The organism is Mesorhizobium sp. M2D.F.Ca.ET.226.01.1.1, from assembly GCF_004022705.2.
GTDB lineage: Bacteria > Pseudomonadota > Alphaproteobacteria > Rhizobiales > Rhizobiaceae > Mesorhizobium.
On the sequence record NZ_RZOY02000016.1, the window covers coordinates 100,413 to 119,798 of the forward strand.

16 protein-coding genes are annotated in these 19,386 nt (G+C 62.5%); 14 read left to right on the plus strand and 2 right to left on the minus strand.

What is annotated here, in order from left to right; all coding sequences use genetic code 11:
* Positions 1 to 110 precede the first annotated feature (110 nt).
* From EN869_RS29590 to EN869_RS29640, 10 genes are all read left to right on the plus strand, one after another.
* Positions 111 to 536, plus strand: coding sequence for a hypothetical protein (locus EN869_RS29590; RefSeq protein ID WP_127229695.1), 426 nt, complete (start codon positions 111 to 113; stop codon positions 534 to 536).
* A 915-nt stretch (positions 537 to 1,451) separates the two neighbouring features.
* Positions 1,452 to 1,655 carry a preprotein translocase subunit SecE gene (secE, locus tag EN869_RS29600; protein ID WP_027170383.1) on the plus strand — a complete coding sequence of 68 codons (204 nt, stop codon included), beginning with the start codon at positions 1,452 to 1,454 and terminating at the stop codon, positions 1,653 to 1,655.
* Between the two features lie 27 nt (positions 1,656 to 1,682).
* Positions 1,683 to 2,210 (plus strand): transcription termination/antitermination protein NusG, encoded by a 528-nt coding sequence (gene nusG / locus EN869_RS29605; protein ID WP_041003121.1) that lies wholly within the window; start codon positions 1,683 to 1,685, stop codon positions 2,208 to 2,210.
* Between the two features lie 161 nt (positions 2,211 to 2,371).
* Positions 2,372 to 2,800, plus strand: a complete 429-nt coding sequence (rplK, locus tag EN869_RS29610) for a 50S ribosomal protein L11 (protein WP_042642146.1) — start codon at positions 2,372 to 2,374, stop codon at positions 2,798 to 2,800.
* A gap of 4 nt (positions 2,801 to 2,804) precedes the next feature.
* Positions 2,805 to 3,503, plus strand: coding sequence for a 50S ribosomal protein L1 (rplA, locus tag EN869_RS29615; RefSeq protein WP_127229696.1), 699 nt, complete (start codon positions 2,805 to 2,807; stop codon positions 3,501 to 3,503).
* 371 nt (positions 3,504 to 3,874) lie between these two features.
* Positions 3,875 to 4,393, plus strand: a complete 519-nt coding sequence (rplJ, locus tag EN869_RS29620; protein ID WP_112131438.1) for a 50S ribosomal protein L10 — start codon at positions 3,875 to 3,877, stop codon at positions 4,391 to 4,393.
* A 54-nt stretch (positions 4,394 to 4,447) separates the two neighbouring features.
* The gene (rplL, locus tag EN869_RS29625) at positions 4,448 to 4,828 is read left to right on the plus strand and encodes a 50S ribosomal protein L7/L12 (protein ID WP_042642152.1); all 381 of its coding nucleotides are present in this window, start codon (positions 4,448 to 4,450) and stop codon (positions 4,826 to 4,828) included.
* A gap of 282 nt (positions 4,829 to 5,110) precedes the next feature.
* The gene (gene rpoB, locus EN869_RS29630; protein ID WP_127229697.1) at positions 5,111 to 9,247 is read left to right on the plus strand and encodes a DNA-directed RNA polymerase subunit beta; all 4,137 of its coding nucleotides are present in this window, start codon (positions 5,111 to 5,113) and stop codon (positions 9,245 to 9,247) included.
* A gap of 128 nt (positions 9,248 to 9,375) precedes the next feature.
* On the plus strand, positions 9,376 to 13,572 hold the full coding sequence (gene rpoC / locus EN869_RS29635; RefSeq protein ID WP_127229698.1) for a DNA-directed RNA polymerase subunit beta': 4,197 nt from the start codon (positions 9,376 to 9,378) through the stop codon (positions 13,570 to 13,572).
* Between the two features lie 143 nt (positions 13,573 to 13,715).
* Positions 13,716 to 14,381, plus strand: a complete 666-nt coding sequence (locus EN869_RS29640) for an O-methyltransferase (RefSeq protein WP_127229699.1) — start codon at positions 13,716 to 13,718, stop codon at positions 14,379 to 14,381.
* 33 nt (positions 14,382 to 14,414) lie between these two features.
* Here the strand turns inward: EN869_RS29640 and EN869_RS29645 are convergent, their stop codons facing one another.
* Together EN869_RS29645 and EN869_RS29650 are read right to left on the minus strand one after the other, a co-directional pair.
* Complete coding sequence (locus EN869_RS29645) at positions 14,415 to 15,344, minus strand: Gfo/Idh/MocA family oxidoreductase (RefSeq protein ID WP_127229700.1); 930 nt, start codon at positions 15,342 to 15,344, stop codon at positions 14,415 to 14,417.
* A gap of 75 nt (positions 15,345 to 15,419) precedes the next feature.
* Entirely contained in the window at positions 15,420 to 15,701 is a 282-nt protein-coding gene (locus EN869_RS29650; RefSeq protein WP_127229701.1) for a transcriptional regulator, read from the minus strand.
* Positions 15,702 to 16,162: 461 nt separating this feature from the next.
* Here EN869_RS29650 and rpsL point away from each other — a divergent pair, with 461 nt between their 5' ends.
* From rpsL to EN869_RS29675, 4 genes are all read left to right on the plus strand, one after another.
* Positions 16,163 to 16,534: a 30S ribosomal protein S12 gene (gene rpsL / locus EN869_RS29660; protein WP_006202128.1), complete on the plus strand. Its 372-nt coding sequence runs from the start codon at positions 16,163 to 16,165 to the stop codon at positions 16,532 to 16,534.
* A gap of 9 nt (positions 16,535 to 16,543) precedes the next feature.
* Positions 16,544 to 17,014, plus strand: coding sequence for a 30S ribosomal protein S7 (rpsG, locus tag EN869_RS29665; protein WP_127229703.1), 471 nt, complete (start codon positions 16,544 to 16,546; stop codon positions 17,012 to 17,014).
* A gap of 29 nt (positions 17,015 to 17,043) precedes the next feature.
* A complete protein-coding gene (gene fusA, locus EN869_RS29670; protein ID WP_127229704.1) occupies positions 17,044 to 19,134 on the plus strand; it encodes an elongation factor G in 2,091 nt (696 codons plus the stop codon).
* A gap of 65 nt (positions 19,135 to 19,199) precedes the next feature.
* Positions 19,200 to 19,386 (plus strand): GTP-binding protein (locus EN869_RS29675; protein ID WP_245512380.1); only part of this gene is annotated, 187 nt, incomplete at its 3' end.

Consider the following 19,386-nt stretch of genomic DNA (forward strand, 5'->3'; position numbering starts at 1 on the left):
GGGTTTCCCGGGAGCGCGAATTCTTAAACATGTCTCTGAAATGACACCACGAATAGGCTGTTCATATGGTACCAAAACGCCAAGTCATCCCCACTCAGAAGGATCGTCGAATGAAAAACGACTACAGCCAGGAGCAGCTCCTGGACGCGGTGAGGCACAATATCGTGACCTTCAGCGACTTCATTACGAGCCTCCAGGATGGCGTCGCCGACCCTAGGCTCATCATGTACATCGACCGGCTACTGATGAACATTTATCTCCGCCATCTAGAGGGCAAGACTGTGTCACGTTCGCAGGCCTGCAAACTGATCCCCGCCGACCACTTGGATACCTGCAAGAAGTACGTCGCGGAGGCTGAGCGTCTTGGCTTCGTAGCGTTTCAAAATGACCCGAAGGATGGACGGCGAAAGAATGTAATACCCACCCAAGGGCTCATCGACTACGTGGAGGCCCGCGCTCGCGCAACTTTGGACACCGCTTCGGCGATTCTCCAACACAAGCCCGTCCAAGCGGGCGTCGGCAGCTTGCACCGATAGGTCTAATAATCGGATTGACAACTGGTGCCAATTTTTGGTACTTGTTCTTCCGTCAAAGGAGGAAATGCCAATACATGAACTTCAGTTCGACCCAAGCAAGCTGATCCTGATCATGAAAGCGACCCTGTTCGGGATCGCAATTCTCGCCGTATGCGCCGCCGTGGGCTGCTCTGTAATGGCACCCGTCGGTTATTAGGGCCGCGCAACTTCCACTTAGGAGACGCCCCGAACTTTGGTTCGGGGCGTCTTCGTTTCCGCAGCGGGTTAGGCCAAGTTGAATGATTGGCGGTGCTGGTCGCGGGAAGGCCGAGCGACTGAGCAGGAGATCAATCAACACGACAGAACGTCTCGGTCGGTACGCCTCTTGCCAATGATGTCTGCCTGCCGACAATTCGGCTTCGCGGAGCACACCAGCCAAGGCAGGGCGCCCGATTTTTCCTTGCACAAATCCTTGCACATCAAAAGGCAATATGCCAAATATCACTGTGTAAACAAGATGATGTAAGAAGGCTATTCGGTCTCCAAAACCGCAGGTCGTAGGTTCGAGCCCTGCTGCCCGTGCCACTTTCCAAAAGGCATATCGAGGGCGTCCCGCCGTTGAAAATCGGCGGGCGGCTTGCCATATGGCGAAAATTGGGGCATAAGCCCCCGCATAGCCGGGACGGGACGACTGGATGGTTCCGAGGCGGCGTTAGGACATAAAGCGGACCCTTGCCACTTGCGTGGATTAAGAATCGGTTTTATGTAGACAGAACAGACACGCGACGCGTGGAGCTGGGAAGCCGGCTTTACGCGTCTGATTTGCGTGGGTGAAATGGAGCGCTGATTCGGCGCCGCATGGAACCCAGGCGGCACGTCCCGGCCAGCGGGATCATCCAGGAGGCCCGGCCAACGGGTCTTGAAAACAGGCGGCACATGGCTTCGAAAACCACTAATCCCTTCACCTTTCTCCAGCAGGTTCGCGCGGAGACGGCCAAGGTGACATGGCCTTCGCGGCGCGAAACCATGATCTCGACCGTCATGGTCCTGGTGTTTGCGGTGATCGCGATGCTCTTCTTCTTCGCAGCCGACATTCTGATGGGCTATGCGATCGAGTGGATCCTGGGTCTCGGGCACTAATTCGGCGGTTTACGGAGAGGTCGTGAAATGACTGCGCGGTGGTATATCGTCCACGCCTATTCGAACTTCGAGAAGAAGGTCGCCGAGGATATTGAGAACAAGGCCAAGCAGAAGGGCCTTTCGGGTGAGATCGAGCAGATCGTTGTGCCGACCGAAAAGGTCGTCGAGATCCGCCGTGGCCGCAAGGTCGATGCCGAGCGTAAGTTCTTCCCGGGCTATGTGCTCCTGAAGGCCAACCTGACGGATGCCGTGTTCTCGCTGGTCAAGAACACTCCGAAGGTCACCGGCTTCCTGGGCGACTCCAAGCCCGTGCCGATCACCGAGACCGAGGCGCAGCGCATCCTGAACCAGGTCCAGGAAGGCGTCGAGCGGCCGAAGCCCTCGGTCACCTTCGAGATCGGCGAGGCGATCCGCGTTTCGGACGGTCCGTTCGCGTCGTTCAATGGCGTCGTCCAGGAAGTGGACGAGGAGCGGGCCCGCCTCAAGGTGGAAGTTTCGATCTTCGGGCGCGCCGTGCCCGTCGATCTGGAGTTCGGACAGGTCGAAAAGGGCTGATCCGTATACCCGCGCCCGAAGGGCGTCGGGGCGGCGTGAACTGACGCCGCATGAACGGGTGGGAGGCGAAGGCGGCATAGCCGGCCGTCGGAACCGCACCACCAGACTGCAACCGCCGGTGTCCCGCTAGTGGGCCGGCATTAGAAAAGGCAGGAATAGAGATGGCTAAGAAAGTTGCAGGCCAGCTCAAGCTCCAGGTTGCCGCGGGCTCGGCCACGCCGTCGCCCCCGATCGGCCCGGCGCTTGGTCAGCGCGGCATCAACATCATGGAATTCTGTAAGGCGTTCAACGCGCAGACCCAGGAGCTCGAGAAGGGATCGCCGATCCCGGTCGTCATCACCTACTACCAGGACAAGTCGTTCACCTTCGTCATGAAGACGCCGCCGGTGAGCTATTTCCTGAAGAAGGCCGCCAACCTGAAGTCGGGCTCCAAGGAGCCGGGCAAGACCAAGGTCGGCACGATCAGCCGCGACAAGGTGCGCGCGATCGCCGAGCAGAAGATGAAGGACCTGAACGCAAACGACGTCGAAGCGGCCATGCGCATGGTCGAGGGCTCCGCCCGCTCGATGGGCCTGGAAGTGGTGGGCTAAGATCATGGCAAAGATTGCAAAGCGTGTTGCCAAGAGCCGCGAAGGCATCGATCCGAACAAGGCTTACGCCCTTTCAGAGGCGCTGCAGCTGCTCAAGGACCGGTCCAAGGTGAAGTTCGACGAGACCGTCGAGATCTCGATGAATCTCGGTGTCGATCCGCGTCACGCCGACCAGATGGTCCGCGGCGTGGTCAACCTGCCGAACGGTACCGGCCGCTCCGTGCGCGTCGCCGTGTTCGCTCGTGGCGACAAGGCCGAGGAAGCCAAGGCCGCCGGCGCCGATATCGTTGGCGCCGAGGACTTGGTCGACATCGTCCAGAAGGGCACGATCGATTTCGATCGCTGCATCGCCACACCGGACATGATGCCGCTGGTCGGTCGTCTGGGTAAGGTGCTCGGCCCGCGCGGCATGATGCCGAACCCGAAGGTCGGCACCGTGACCACCGATGTGGCCGCGGCCGTCAAGGCTTCGAAGGGCGGCGCCGTCGAGTTCCGCGTCGAGAAGGCCGGCATCGTTCAGGCCGGCGTCGGCAAGGTCTCGTTCGACGTCAAGGCGCTGGAAGAGAACGTGCGCGCCTTCGCCGATGCGGTGAACAAGGCAAAGCCTGCTGGCGCCAAGGGCAACTACGTCAAGAAGGTGTCGGTCACCTCGACGATGGGCCCCGGCCTCAAGCTCGACATCGCGACGCTCGCCGCGTCGTAAGTGTCGTCCGATCGGCCTTGAGCTGATCGTAACAAGAATTCCGGACCGCCGATTCGTCGGCGGCCCGGTACCCCGGAAGCCGGAAGGTTTCCGGATATCCTGTCCGAGATTGCAGGCGGCCCAAAAGCCTTAATTCACTTGGGCCTGCATGAGACGGGTGAAGACCCGACAAAGGAGCCAAAAGCTCCAATGAAAGGTTCGAACCGTGTTTGCCTTTTGTCAGCACATCGCCGGCTTGCCGTCGGTGGGCGAAAAGGGGGCAGGATCCTCGAGCGCCGTTCGGGAGATCCAGGATTTGGATGGCCCGGCCGGCAAAAGGCAACCCGACTTCTGACCTCGAGAATGAGGCAGGGGTCAACTGGAGATAGGCAGTGGACAGAGCGGAAAAGCGCGAACTCGTCACGGGCCTGAACGAAGCGTTCTCGAACGCGGGTTCAGTCGTCGTGGCCCACTACGCCGGTATCACCGTGGCGCAAATGAACGACCTTCGGTCGAAGATGCGCGCCGCTGGCGGCACCGTCAAAGTCGCGAAGAACCGTCTCGCCAAGATCGCTCTTCAGGGCACGGACTCCGCATCGATCGTCGATCTGTTCAAGGGACAGACGCTGGTCGCTTATTCGGAGGATCCGGTTGCGGCGCCGAAGGTCACGTCCGATTTCGCCAAAGGGAATGACAAGCTGATCATTCTCGGCGGCGCGATGGGCTCGACCTCGCTCAACGCCGATGGTGTCAAGGCACTCGCCACGATGCCGTCGCTCGACGAGCTGCGCGCCAAGCTGGTTGGCATGATCGCCACGCCGGCAACTCGGATCGCCCAGATCGTCAATGCGCCCGCGGCCTCGGTCGCGCGCGTCATCGGCGCTTACGCCCGGAAGGACGAGGCGGCATGAGGCCGTTCCTCGCTGTCAACAACACACGTTCGAACCAATTGAAGGAATATACAAATGGCTGATCTCGCGAAGATCGTAGACGACCTTTCGAGCCTGACCGTCCTCGAGGCGGCTGAGCTTTCGAAGCTCCTGGAAGAGAAGTGGGGCGTTTCGGCCGCCGCTCCGGTGGCTGTTGCCGCCGCTGCCGGTGGTGCTGCCGCTGCTGCTGCTCCGGCTGAAGAGAAGACGGAATTCGACGTCGTTCTCGCCGACGCCGGCGCCCAGAAGATCAACGTCATCAAGGAAGTCCGCGCCATCACCGGCCTTGGCCTCAAGGAAGCCAAGGACCTGGTCGAAGCGGCTCCGAAGCCGGTCAAGGAAGGCGTTTCCAAGGCCGACGCCGACAAGTTCAAGGCTCAGCTGGAAGCAGCTGGCGCCAAGGTCGAGCTGAAGTAAGCCTGTTAGGCGAGGGCGGACGGTCTCGCGCCGTCCGCCCCCTCCCTTTGACCGAGGGAGGGCTTTGTTGCGCGAGGCGTTTGAAAACCTCTTTCCTGAGGGCCGAAAAGCGGCCTTCCGGAAACGGGTTTTCTCCCGTTTTAGCCGGTACCCGCCAAGCCATTGGCCCAAGAAATTGGCAGGGACGGCCGGAAAACAGATAGGGGCAACCGCCAAGGCTGCCCATTGGTGCAAGGCGAGCCGCGGCGAGGTTCGCCCCGAGTTTAGAGCTAAGGAGCGACGATGGCCCAGACCCAGACTTTCAATGGCCGCAGACGCGTACGCAAGTTCTTCGGAAAGATCCCGGAAGTTGCGGAGATGCCGAACCTCATCGAGGTTCAAAAGGCATCCTATGATCAGTTCCTGATGGTGGACGAGCCCAAGGGTGGCCGTCCGGACGAAGGGCTGCAGGCTGTTTTCAAGTCGGTCTTCCCGATCTCAGACTTTTCCGGCTCCTCGATGCTGGAGTTCGTGAAGTATGAGTTCGAAGCACCGAAATTCGACGTTGACGAGTGCCGTCAGCGCGACCTGACCTATGCCGCGCCGCTGAAGGTGACGCTGCGTCTGATCGTGTTCGATATCGACGAGGATACCGGCGCGAAGTCGATCAAGGACATCAAGGAGCAGGACGTCTATATGGGCGATATGCCGCTCATGACGTCGAACGGCACCTTCATCGTCAACGGCACCGAGCGCGTCATCGTCTCGCAGATGCACCGTTCGCCGGGCGTCTTCTTCGACCATGACAAGGGCAAGTCGCACTCGTCGGGCAAGCTTCTGTTTGCCGCGCGCGTCATTCCCTATCGCGGTTCGTGGCTCGACATCGAGTTCGATTCCAAGGACGTCGTGCACGCCCGCATCGACCGCCGCCGCAAGATCCCGGTGACGTCGCTGTTGATGGCGCTCGGCATGGACGGCGAAGAGATCCTGTCGACCTTCTACAACAAGATCACCTACAAGCGCTCCGGCGACCACTGGCGCATTCCGTTCAACGTCGAGCGGTTCCGCGGCCTCAAGGCCGTCGGCGACCTGGTCGACGCCGACACGGGCGAGATCGTCGTCGAGGCGGGCAAGAAGATCACCGCCCGCCAGGCCCGCCAGCTCGGCGAGAAGGGTCTCAAGGCCATCAAGGCAACCGACGAGGACCTGCTCGGCAACTACCTCGCCGAGGACATCGTCAACTACGCCACGGGCGAGATATTCCTCGAAGCCGGCGACGAGATCGACGACAAGACGCTGAAGGTGCTGCTCGGCACCGGCGAGGACGAGATCCAGATCCTGGACATCGACCACGTCAATGTCGGCGCCTACATCCGCAACACGCTCGCCGTCGACAAGAACGAGAGCCGCCAGGACGCGCTGTTCGACATCTACCGCGTCATGCGTCCGGGCGAGCCGCCGACGCTCGAGACCGCCGAAGCCATGTTCAACTCGCTGTTCTTTGACAGCGAGCGCTATGACCTGTCGGCCGTCGGCCGCGTCAAGATGAACATGCGCCTTGAGCTCAAGGCCGAGGACACCGTGCGCGTGCTGCGCAAGGAAGACATCCTGGCCGTGGTCAAGACACTGGTGGAACTGCGCGACGGCAAGGGCGAGATCGACGACATCGACAATCTCGGCAACCGCCGCGTGCGCTCGGTCGGCGAGCTCATGGAGAACCAGTACCGCGTCGGCCTGCTGCGCATGGAGCGCGCGATCAAGGAGCGTATGTCCTCGATCGAGATCGACACGGTCATGCCGCAGGACCTGATCAACGCCAAGCCGGCGGCCGCCGCCGTGCGCGAGTTCTTCGGCTCCTCGCAGCTGTCGCAGTTCATGGACCAGACCAACCCGCTGTCGGAGATCACCCACAAGCGTCGCCTTTCGGCGCTTGGACCAGGCGGTCTGACCCGCGAGCGCGCCGGCTTCGAGGTGCGCGACGTGCACCCGACGCATTACGGCCGCATCTGCCCGATCGAGACGCCGGAAGGCCCGAATATCGGTCTGATCAACTCGCTGGCCACCTTCGCGCGTGTCAACAAGTACGGCTTCATCGAAAGCCCGTACCGCAAGATCGTGAACGGCAAGCTGACCAACGAGGTCGTCTACCTGTCGGCGATGGAAGAGGCCAAGCACTACGTCGCGCAGGCCAACGCCGAGCTCGACAAGAACGGCAGCTTCGTCGACGAGTTCGTCATTTGCCGTAACGCCGGCGAAGTGATGATGGCGCCGCGCGAGAACGTCGACCTGATGGACGTCTCGCCGAAGCAGATGGTGTCGGTCGCGGCAGCGCTCATCCCGTTCCTCGAGAACGACGACGCCAACCGCGCACTGATGGGCTCGAACATGCAGCGTCAGGCCGTGCCGCTGGTGCGCGCCGAGGCGCCGTTCGTCGGCACCGGCATGGAGCCGGTCGTCGCCCGTGACTCTGGCGCCGCCATCGGCGCCCGCCGCGGCGGCGTGGTCGACCAGGTGGACGCGACCCGTATCGTCATCCGCGCCACGGAAGATCTCGATCCCGGCAAGTCCGGCGTCGACATCTACCGGCTGATGAAGTTCCAGCGTTCGAACCAGAACACCTGCATCAACCAGCGTCCGCTGGTGCGCATGGGCGACCGCGTCAACAAGGGCGACATCATCGCTGACGGTCCGTCGACCGAGCTCGGCGATCTGGCGCTCGGCCGCAACGTGCTGGTCGCGTTCATGCCGTGGAACGGCTACAACTACGAGGACTCGATCCTGCTCTCCGAGCGCATCGTGGCCGACGACGTCTTCACCTCGATCCACATCGAGGAGTTCGAGGTCATGGCGCGCGACACCAAGCTCGGGCCGGAGGAAATCACGCGCGACATTCCGAACGTTTCGGAAGAAGCGCTGAAGAACCTCGACGAGGCCGGCATCGTCTATATCGGTGCCGAGGTGCAGCCGGGCGACATCTTGGTCGGCAAGATCACGCCGAAGGGCGAAAGCCCGATGACGCCGGAAGAAAAGCTCCTGCGCGCCATCTTCGGCGAGAAGGCCTCGGACGTTCGCGACACCTCCATGCGCATGCCTCCGGGCACCTTCGGCACGGTCGTCGAAGTGCGCGTCTTCAACCGCCACGGCGTGGAGAAGGACGAGCGCGCGATGGCGATCGAGCGCGAGGAGATCGAGCGCCTGGCCAAGGACCGCGACGACGAGCAGGCGATCCTCGACCGCAACGTCTATGCGCGTCTTTCCGACACGCTGGTCGGCAAGGAAGCTATCGCCGGACCGAAGGGCTTCAAGAAGGGCTCGAAGCTGTCGAAGGACACGCTCGACGAGTATCCGCGTTCGCAGTGGTGGCAGTTCGCCGTGGAGAACGAGAAGCTCCAGGGCGAGCTCGAGGCTCTGCGCGGCCAGTACGACGAGTCCAAGAAGGCGCTCGAGCAGCGCTTCATGGACAAGGTCGAGAAGGTGCAGCGCGGCGACGAAATGCCTCCGGGCGTCATGAAGATGGTCAAGGTCTTCGTGGCGGTGAAGCGCAAGATGCAGCCGGGCGACAAGATGGCCGGCCGTCACGGCAACAAGGGTGTCGTGTCGCGCATCGTTCCGGTCGAGGACATGCCTTTCCTCGAGGACGGCACGCATGCCGATATCGTGCTCAACCCGCTGGGTGTGCCGAGCCGCATGAATGTCGGCCAGATCCTGGAAACGCATCTGGGCTGGGCTTGCGCCGGCATGGGCAGGAAGATCGGCGAGCTGATCGACGCGTATAAGGGCGGCGGCGACATCAAGCCGCTGCGCAAGACGCTGGAAAGCTTCATGCCGGCCAACGACCGCAACGAGCCGATCCGCGAATATGACGACGAGAGCATCGTTCGCCTGAGCGAGCAGATGCGCCGCGGCGTCTCCATCGCGACACCGGTGTTCGACGGCGCGCACGAGGTCGACATCAACACCATGCTGGAGCAGGCAGGCCTGCACACCAGCGGTCAGTCGCAGCTCTATGACGGCCGTACCGGCGAGCCGTTCGATCGCAAGGTGACGATGGGCTATATCTATATGCTCAAGCTGCACCACCTGGTGGACGACAAGATCCACGCGCGCTCGATCGGTCCGTACTCGCTCGTCACCCAGCAGCCGCTGGGCGGCAAGGCGCAGTTCGGCGGCCAGCGCTTCGGCGAAATGGAGGTCTGGGCGCTCGAAGCCTACGGCGCCGCCTACACGCTGCAGGAGATGCTGACGGTGAAGTCGGACGACGTGGCCGGCCGCACCAAGGTCTACGAGGCGATCGTGCGCGGCGACGACACGTTCGAGGCGGGCATTCCGGAGAGCTTCAACGTTCTCGTCAAGGAAATGCGCTCGCTCGGCCTCAATGTGGAGCTGGAGAACACCCAGGTCGAAGAGACCCAGACGCGTCTTCCCGACGCAGCCGAGTAAGGCAATGGCGCGCCGCGCTGGACGTGGCGCGCCCCTCAAATCTACGGCCGGTTTGACCGGCCAGTCTGCGGACATTTCGTCCGCGATCGATTGAAGGGGTTATCGAGGACCCCGAAAAGGAGAACGGCATGAACCAAGAGGTCATGAATCTCTTCAACCCGCAGGCGCCTGCGCAGGTGTTCGATTCCATCCGGATCTCGCTTGCCAGCCCAGAGAAGATTCTGTCCTGGTCGTTCGGCGAGATCAAGAAGCCGGAGACCATCAACTACCGCACCTTCAAGCCGGAGCGTGACGGCCTGTTCTGCGCGCGCATTTTTGGCCCGATCAAGGACTATGAGTGCCTGTGCGGCAAGTACAAGCGCATGAAGTACAAGGGCGTCATCTGCGAAAAGTGCGGCGTCGAAGTCACGCTGTCGCGCGTTCGCCGCGAGCGCATGGGCCATATCGAGCTCGCCGCGCCCGTCGCCCATATCTGGTTCCTGAAGTCGCTGCCGTCGCGCATCGGCACGCTGCTCGACATGACCCTCAAGGACATCGAGCGCGTGCTCTACTTCGAGAACTACATCGTCACCGAGCCGGGCCTCACCGCGCTGAAGGAGAACCAGCTCCTCAGCGAGGAGGAGTACATGCTCGCCGTCGACGAGTATGGCGAGGATTCCTTCACCGCCATGATCGGCGCCGAGGCAATCCATGACCTTCTGGCCGGCATGGATCTGGAGAAGATCGCCGGCGACCTGCGTACGGAGCTGGCTTCGACCACCTCGGAGCTGAAGCAGAAGAAGTATCTGAAGCGGCTCAAGGTCGTGGAAAACTTCATGGAATCCGGCAACCGTCCGGAATGGATGATCATGAAGGTGGTTCCGGTGATCCCGCCGGACCTGCGCCCGCTTGTCCCGCTGGACGGCGGCCGCTTCGCAACGTCGGACCTGAACGATCTCTATCGCCGCGTCATCAACCGCAACAACCGCCTGAAGCGCCTGATCGAGCTGCGCGCGCCCGGCATCATCGTGCGCAACGAGAAGCGCATGCTGCAGGAAGCCGTCGACGCGCTGTTCGACAACGGCCGTCGCGGCCGCGTCATCACCGGCGCCAACAAGCGTCCGCTGAAGTCGCTGTCCGACATGCTCAAGGGCAAGCAGGGCCGGTTCCGCCAGAACCTGCTCGGCAAGCGCGTCGACTATTCCGGCCGCTCGGTCATCGTGACCGGTCCGGAGCTGAAGCTGCACCAGTGCGGTCTGCCGAAGAAGATGGCGCTCGAGCTGTTCAAGCCTTTCATCTACGCCCGCCTCGACGCCAAGGGTTTCTCCTCGACCGTCAAGCAGGCGAAGAAGCTGGTCGAGAAGGAGCGTCCGGAGGTTTGGGATATCCTCGACGAGGTCATCCGCGAGCATCCGGTGCTTCTGAACCGCGCGCCGACGCTGCACCGTCTCGGCATCCAGGCGTTCGAGCCGACCCTGATCGAAGGCAAGGCGATCCAGCTGCATCCGCTGGTCTGCACCGCCTTCAACGCCGACTTCGACGGCGACCAGATGGCGGTTCACGTGCCGCTATCCCTGGAAGCACAGCTCGAAGCCCGCGTGCTGATGATGTCGACCAACAACATCCTGCACCCGGCCTCGGGCGCGCCGATCATCGTGCCGTCGCAGGATATGGTTCTCGGTCTCTACTATCTCTCGATCGTCAACCAGAACGAGCCGGGCGAAGGCATGGTGTTTGCCGACATGGGCGAGCTCCAGCATGCGCTGGAGACCAAGGCCGTGACTCTGCACGCCAAGATCAAGGGCCGCTTCCGCACCGTCGACGCCGAAGGCAACGTCGTGTCGAAGATCTACGACACCACGCCCGGCCGCATGATCATCGGCGAGCTTCTGCCGAAGAACGTCAACGTGCCGTATGAGACCGCCAACCAGGAGATGACCAAGAAGAACATCTCCAAGATGATCGACACCGTTTACCGCCACTGCGGTCAGAAAGAGACGGTCATCTTCTGCGATCGCATCATGGCGCTCGGCTTTGCCCATGCCTGCCGTGCCGGCATTTCGTTCGGCAAGGACGACATGCTGATCCCGGATACCAAGCTGAAGCTGGTCTCCGAGACCGAGGCGTTGGCCAAGGAATACGAGCAGCAGTACAATGACGGCCTGATCACGCAGGGCGAGAAGTACAACAAGGTCGTCGACGCCTGGGCCAAGTGCTCGGAAAAGGTCGCCGACGAGATGATGGCGCGCATCAAGGCGGTGGAGTTCGAGGACAACGGCCGTCAGAAGCCGATGAACTCGATCTACATGATGTCGCATTCGGGTGCGCGCGGTTCGCCCACCCAGATGCGCCAGCTCGCCGGCATGCGCGGCCTGATGGCCAAGCCCTCGGGTGAAATCATCGAGACGCCGATCATCTCGAACTTCAAGGAAGGCCTCACCGTGCTCGAGTACTTCAACTCGACCCACGGCGCCCGCAAGGGTCTGGCCGACACCGCCCTGAAGACCGCGAACTCGGGCTACCTCACCCGCCGTCTCGTCGACGTGGCGCAGGACTGCATCGTCAACTCCGTGGATTGCGGCACCGACAAGGGCCTCACCATGCAGCCGATCGTCGATGCCGGCCAGATCGTCGCTTCGGTCGGCCAGCGTGTGCTGGGCCGCACCGCGCTCGACGACATCAACCATCCGGTCACCGGCGATCTGCTGGTCAAGGCCGGCAAGCTGATGGACGAGCGCGATGTCGAGCAGATCGAAAAGGCCGGCGTGCAGTCGGTCCGCATCCGTTCGGCGCTGACCTGCGAGGTCAGGACCGGCGTGTGCGCCGTCTGCTACGGTCGCGATCTAGCCCGCGGTACCCCCGTCAACCAGGGCGAGGCCGTCGGCGTCATCGCGGCGCAGTCGATCGGCGAGCCGGGCACCCAGCTCACCATGCGTACCTTCCACATGGGCGGCACGGCGCAGGTGGTGGATAGCTCGTTCCTTGAAGCCTCCTATGAGGGCAAGGTGCAGATCCGCAACCGCAACGTGGTGCGCAACTCGGAAGGCCAGCAGATGGTCATGGGCCGCAACATGGCGGTGCTCATCCTCGATGAGACCGGCAAGGAGCGTGCCACCCACCGCGTCGCCTATGGTTCGCGCATCTTCGTGGACGATGGCGACAAGGTGAAGCGCGGCCAGCGTATCGCCGAGTGGGATCCCTATACCCGCCCGATCCTCACCGAAATCGAGGGCAGGGTGGCGTTCGAGGACCTGGTCGACGGCATCTCCGTTCAGGAAACGGCCGACGAGTCGACCGGCATCACCAAGCGTGAAGTCATTGACTGGCGTTCGACGCCGCGCGGCAGCGACCTGAAGCCGGCGATCGTCATCCACGACGCCAAGGGCAAGGTCGGCAAGCTGTCGAAGGGCGGCGATGCGCGCTTCCTGCTCTCGGTCGAGGCCATCCTCTCGGTCGAGCCGGGCGCGCATGTGAAGCCTGGCGACGTGCTGGCGCGTATTCCGATGGAAAGCGCCAAGACCAAGGATATCACCGGCGGTCTGCCGCGCGTGGCCGAACTGTTCGAGGCTCGCCGTCCGAAGGATCACGCCATCATCGCCGAGATCGATGGCACGATCCGCTTCGGCCGCGACTACAAGAACAAGCGCCGCATCATCATCGAGCCGCATGACTCGACGCTGGAGCCGGTGGAGTACCTGATCCCGAAGGGCAAGCCGTTCCATCTCCAGGACGGCGACGTCATCGAGAAGGGCGACTACATCCTCGACGGCAACCCGGCGCCGCACGATATCCTGGCGATCAAGGGCGTGGAGGCGCTTGCTTCCTACCTCGTGAACGAGATCCAGGAGGTCTACCGCCTGCAGGGCGTGTCGATCAACGACAAGCACATCGAGGTGATCGTCCGCCAGATGCTGCAGAAGGTCGAGATCACCGCGCAGGGCGACTCGACCTACATTCCGGGCGACCACGTCGACGTGATCGAGCTGGAAGAGGTCAACGAGCGCCTGATCGAGGACGGCAAGAAGCCGGCCGAAGGTCAGCCGGTGCTGCTCGGCATCACCAAGGCCTCGCTGCAGACGCCGTCCTTCATCTCGGCCGCCTCCTTCCAAGAGACGACCAGGGTGCTCACCGAGGCTGCGGTTGCCGGCAAGACCGACATGTTGCAGGGCCTGAAGGAAAACGTCATCGTCGGCCGTCTGATCCCGGCCGGCACCGGCGGCACGATGAGCCAGATCAGGCGCATCGCCACCTCGCGCGACGAGCTCATCATCGACGAGCGCCGCAAGGCCTCCGGTGTCGAGGTCGCCGAGCCGATGCTGACCGATATGGTCAACGCCGCGCAGTAAGCGGCATGATATGAGAAACGAAGAGAAGGGGCCCGCGCGGCCCCTTTTCGCATTTCAGAGCATGATCCCGAACCGAAGGTCAGAACCAGCATGATGGCCATCAGCCGTCATCCTGATCTGGCTTCATGCAACGAGGAAGAGCTATGAGCAGCAAGACCTGGACGGCCGTCGACGACTATATCGTTTCCTCGCTTTTCGAAGCGGACCCCGCGCTGGACGCGGTGCTTAAGGTCAACCGCGAGCAGGGCCTGCCGGCGATCGACGTCTCGGCCGCGCAGGGTAAATTGCTGTCGCTGCTGGTGCGCGTCCGCGGCGCGAAAAGGGTGCTGGAGGTGGGCACGCTCGGCGGCTACTCGACCATCTGGATGGCGAGGGGACTGCCGGCGGACGGCAAGGTGGTGACGCTAGAGCTCGACCCGCACCACGCCAAGGTCGCGCGTTCGAATTTCGAGCGGGCAGGGGTTTCCGGCAAGGTCGACCTACGGGTCGGCCCCGCGCTCCAGTCGCTCGCCGCGCTGGTTGACGAAAATGCCGGCCCGTTCGACCTGATCTTCATCGACGCCGATAAGCCCAACAACCCGAATTATCTCGGCTGGGCGATGAAGCTGTCGCGCCCGGGCACGGTCATCGTCTGCGACAACGTTATCCGCGACGGCGCGGTCGTGAAAAAGAACAGCGGCGACGTCAATGTCGAAGGCGCCCGCGCCGCGTTTTCGTTCATCGGCGGCGAGAAGCGGCTGGACGGTACCGCCATCCAGACCGTAGGCGCCAAGGGTTATGACGGCTTTGCAATTGCGGTCGTTGAGTAAGGGTCTCGCTCGCCTCGACGCTTTGCCGCTGCCTCAATCAAAGAACGCCTCGACCACATTGCGCTTGCCCAGCATGAAGGCGTCGGCAACGTGCTGCAGCGGCGCGAGATCGACATCGGAAGTCCCGGCGCGAACGATCTCGGCGAAGCGTCTGTAGAGCATCGGGTACTCGGCTTCCGGCTCGTCATGGACAATCTTGCCGTCGATGGCGAGCTTGGCGCCGCCGCCCGAAAGCACCATCTGGCCCTTGTCGGTCTCGGCCAGGATGTCCCAGCTCTGCGGTCCGGTCTGCAGCCAGTCGAGCTCCATCGTCACCGGCAGCCCGTTCGAGGTGCGGAAGGCGACATGCGCGGCGACCGGCGCCGCGCGGTTTTCGGGAAAATCGAGCACGGCCGAGGTGATGAACATCGGCGGCAGGATGTGGGTGGCGATCGACAGCGCGTTGATGCCCGGGTCGAACACGCCAAAACCGCCCGGTTCCCAGATCCATTCCTGGTTGGGATGCCAGCGCCGCACGTCTTCCTTCCAGTTGATGGCGGCCGAAATCAGCTTGGCCGAAGCGAGGAAAGCGCGCGCGGCCTCGACCGCTGGCGCATAGCGCGAATGCCAGCTGGCGAAGAGCGACACGCCATTCTTGTCGGCCAGCGCCTTGAGGTGCTCGACCTCGCTCACCGTGGCGCCCGGCGGCTTCTCCAAGAAAACATGCTTCTTCGCCTCCAGCGCGGTGCGCGCGGCGTCGTAGCGGAATTGCGGCGGCATGCAGAGCGAGACCGCCTCCAGACCAGCTTCAGCCGCAAGCATCGCCTCGATGCTGGGGTAGTTTGGAATGCCGTCGACCTTGCCATGGCGGCTGGCCGCTGCGGCAAGCTGATAATCGCCATCCTTGGCGACCGCCGGAAGGTGTTGGTCGCGGACGATCTTTCCCACGCCGACGATGCCAAGCTTGATGGGATTGCTGGTCATGAGAACTCCGGAAAAGGAAGAGTGGCTTTAGGTTGTTGGAGATGGCGGGGAAGGGACGTTGCGCCGCCGGTTATATCAGAACGGCTCGTCGAAGGTGACGATGGAGACCTCGCCTTCAAGCGCGCCTTGATAGGCAGACAGATGCGGCTCTTCATCGGGCTCGCCTTCCATATCGCCGATCTGGTCCAGCTCGGCCTCCGCGAATCCCTCGGCGGCGAGCGATTCGAGCGCGCGGCGCACGGCAGAATCATCGTCAGGCGCCACCAGCATCACATGCACGCCTTCCGGTTTGCCGCCCTTCTTGCGCCAGACCCGTCCGGTGATGATGGTGACCGGCCGTTCTCCATTGTCGTTCACGGGCTGATTCCTCGTTTGCCGGCGGAAAGTCCGGCTCCGGCCGCCTTTTGGCACGAAGCAGGCCGGGAAGACAGCCGCAAGCCGGTCACTTTCTTCCTCGCTCCTTAAAAAAGACGCAAGAAAATTACATGCGTTTCGCGCATGGCTGCCAAGCCTCGAATTGACCGCAATATTTGCCGTTGCGGGGTTGACGGGCAATGGCCTTACGAGTAGAAGCCGCGACGTCAGAACCGATGTGAGACCAGCCTTTCCGAGGCGACGCGCTTTGGAGTTTGTCTCAAACAGGGTTCGTTTTACGAGCGAAAAGACATTTCCGGCGCGCATGAAGCGGCTCCCGCTTCCTCTGCAATTTGTTCGGGCAGGACCGCGAGACGCGGTGTTTTGCCCGAATTCGCGTATGGGAATGACGCTTTGAGCGGCCCTGACAGGGCAGACACGGAATTGAGAGACAAGAGGGTTTAATGCCTACCGTCAACCAGCTGATCCGCAAGCCGCGCCTGGCGCCGGTGAAGCGAAACAAGGTCCCGGCCATGCAGCAGAACCCGCAGAAGCGGGGCGTCTGCACGCGCGTCTACACCACGACGCCGAAGAAGCCGAACTCGGCGCTGCGCAAGGTGGCCAAGATTCGCCTGACCAACGGTTTTGAAGTGATCGGCTACATCCCGGGCGAAGGCCACAACCTTCAGGAACACTCGGTGGTCATGATCCGCGGCGGCCGCGTCAAGGATCTGCCGGGCGTCCGCTACCACATCATCCGCGGCGTGCTCGACACGCAGGGTGTGAAGAACCGCAAGCAGCGTCGTTCGAAATACGGCGCCAAGCGTCCGAAGTAAGGGTTTCCCATGTCCCGTCGTCACAGTGCAGAAAAGCGTGAGATCAATCCGGATCCTAAGTTCGGCGATCTCGTCGTCACCAAGTTCATGAACGCCGTCATGTATGACGGCAAGAAGTCGGTTGCCGAGACCATCGTCTACGGCGCGCTGGACCAGGTCCAGGCCAAGACCAAGCAGGAGCCGGTCACCGTCTTCCATCAGGCGCTCGACAATGTCGCGCCGCATGTGGAAGTGCGCTCGCGTCGCGTCGGCGGCGCCACCTACCAGGTTCCGGTCGACGTGCGCCCCGAGCGCCGCCAGGCGCTGGCCATCCGCTGGCTGATCGCCGCGGCCCGCAACCGCAACGAGACCACCATGGTCGACCGCCTTTCGGGCGAGCTGATGGACGCGGCCAACAACCGCGGCACCGCCGTCAAGAAGCGTGAAGACACCCACAAGATGGCAGAAGCCAACCGCGCCTTCGCGCACTACCGCTGGTAAAGCGCGAACGAGACTGAGAGGCACCTCCCATGGCCCGCGAATACAAAATCGAAGACTACCGTAATTTCGGTATCATGGCGCATATCGACGCCGGCAAGACGACGACGACCGAGCGCGTCCTGTATTACACGGGCAAGTCGCACAAGATCGGCGAAGTCCATGACGGCGCTGCCACCATGGACTGGATGGAGCAGGAGCAGGAACGCGGCATCACCATCACGTCCGCCGCGACCACGACCTTCTGGAAGGGTCGTGACGGCAAGATGCGCCGCTTCAACATCATCGACACCCCCGGACACGTCGACTTCACCATCGAGGTCGAGCGTTCGCTGCGCGTGCTCGACGGCGCCATCGCGCTGCTCGACGCCAACGCCGGCGTGGAGCCGCAGACCGAGACGGTGTGGCGCCAGGCCGACAAGTACCACGTGCCGCGCATGATCTTCTGCAACAAGATGGACAAGATCGGCGCCGACTTCTACCGCTCGGTGGAAATGATCGGCTCGCGCCTCGGCGCCCAGGCCGTCGTCATGCAGCTGCCGATCGGCGCCGAGACCGAGTTCAAGGGCGTCGTCGACCTGGTCGAGATGAACGCGCTCGTCTGGCGCGACGAAACCCTGGGCGCTGCCTGGGACGTCGTCGAGATCCCGGCCGACCTCAAAGAGAAGGCCGAGCAGTTCCGCGAGAAGATGATCGAAGCGGCCGTCGAGATGGACGAGACCGCGCTCGAGAACTACCTCGAAGGCAAGATGCCGTCGAACGACGAGATCCGCGCGCTGATCCGCAAGGGCACCATCGCGGTCAAGTTCTTCCCGATGTTCTGCGGTTCGGCCTTCAAGAACAAGGGCGTGCAGCCGCTGCTCGACGCCGTCGTCGAATACCTGCCGTCGCCGATCGACGTGCCGGCCATCAAGGGCGTCGACGCCAAGACCGACGCCGAGATCGAGCGTCATGCCGACGACAACGAGCCGCTGTCGATGCTGGCGTTCAAGATCATGAACGACCCGTTCGTCGGTTCGCTGACCTTTGCCCGCATCTATTCGGGCAAGCTCACCAAGGGCACCTCTCTCGACAACACGGTGAAGGGCAAGAAGGAGCGCATCGGCCGCATGCTGCAGATGCATGCGAACTCGCGCGCCGACATCGAGGAAGCCTATGCCGGCGACATCGTCGCGCTGGCCGGCCTCAAGGACACGACCACCGGCGACACGCTCTGCGATCCGCTGCACCCGGTCATCCTCGAGCGCATGGAATTCCCCGATCCGGTCATCCAGATCGCCATCGAGCCGAAGACCAAGAACGACCAGGAAAAGATGGGCCTTGCGCTGCATCGCCTGGCGGCTGAGGACCCGTCCTTCCGCGTCAAGACCGACGAGGAAAGCGGCCAGACCATCATTGCCGGTATGGGCGAGTTGCATCTCGACATCATCGTCGACCGCATGCGCCGCGAGTTCAAGGTGGAAGCCAATGTCGGCGCGCCGCAGGTGGCTTATCGCGAGACGATCACCCGCACGCACGAGCAGGACTACACGCACAAGAAGCAGACCGGCGGTACCGGCCAGTTCGCTCGCGTCAAGATCCTGTTCGAGCCGAACACCGAGAGCGAAGAGTTCGTGTTCGAGTCCAAGATCGTCGGTGGTGCGGTTCCGAAGGAATACATCCCGGGCGTCGAAAAGGGCATCAACAGCGTCATGGGTTCCGGCCCGTTCGCTGGCTTCCCGATGATCGGTGTCAAGGCGACCCTGATCGATGGCGCCTTCCACGACGTCGACTCCTCGGTGCTGGCGTTCGAAATCGCCTCCCGCGCCTGCTTCAAGGAAGCTGCTCCGCGCCTCGGCGTGCAGCTGCTCGAGCCGATCATGAAGGTCGAGGTCGTGACGCCGGAAGACTATGTCGGCGGCGTCATCGGCGACCTCAACGGCCGTCGTGGCCAGATCCAGGGCCAGGAAGCGCGCGGCGTCGCCGTCGTCATCAACGCGATGGTCCCGCTCGCCAACATGTTCAAGTACGTCGACAATCTGCGTTCGATGTCGCAGGGCCGCGCCCAGTACACGATGCAGTTCGACCACTACGAGCCGGTGCCGACCGCGGTCGCCCAGGAAGTTCAGAAGAAATACGCGTAACTCGAGCGGGTTGCACGAGACCTTAATTCAAGGCCCGCACGGGCAGGCAGGAATGGAGAGATCACATGGCAAAAGGTAAATTCGAGCGCACCAAGCCGCATGTGAACATTGGCACGATCGGCCATGTCGATCATGGCAAGACGTCGCTGACGGCGGCGATCACGAAGTATTTTGGCGAATACAAGCGCTATGACCAGATCGACGCGGCGCCGGAAGAGAAGGCGCGCGGCATCACGATCTCGACGGCCCACG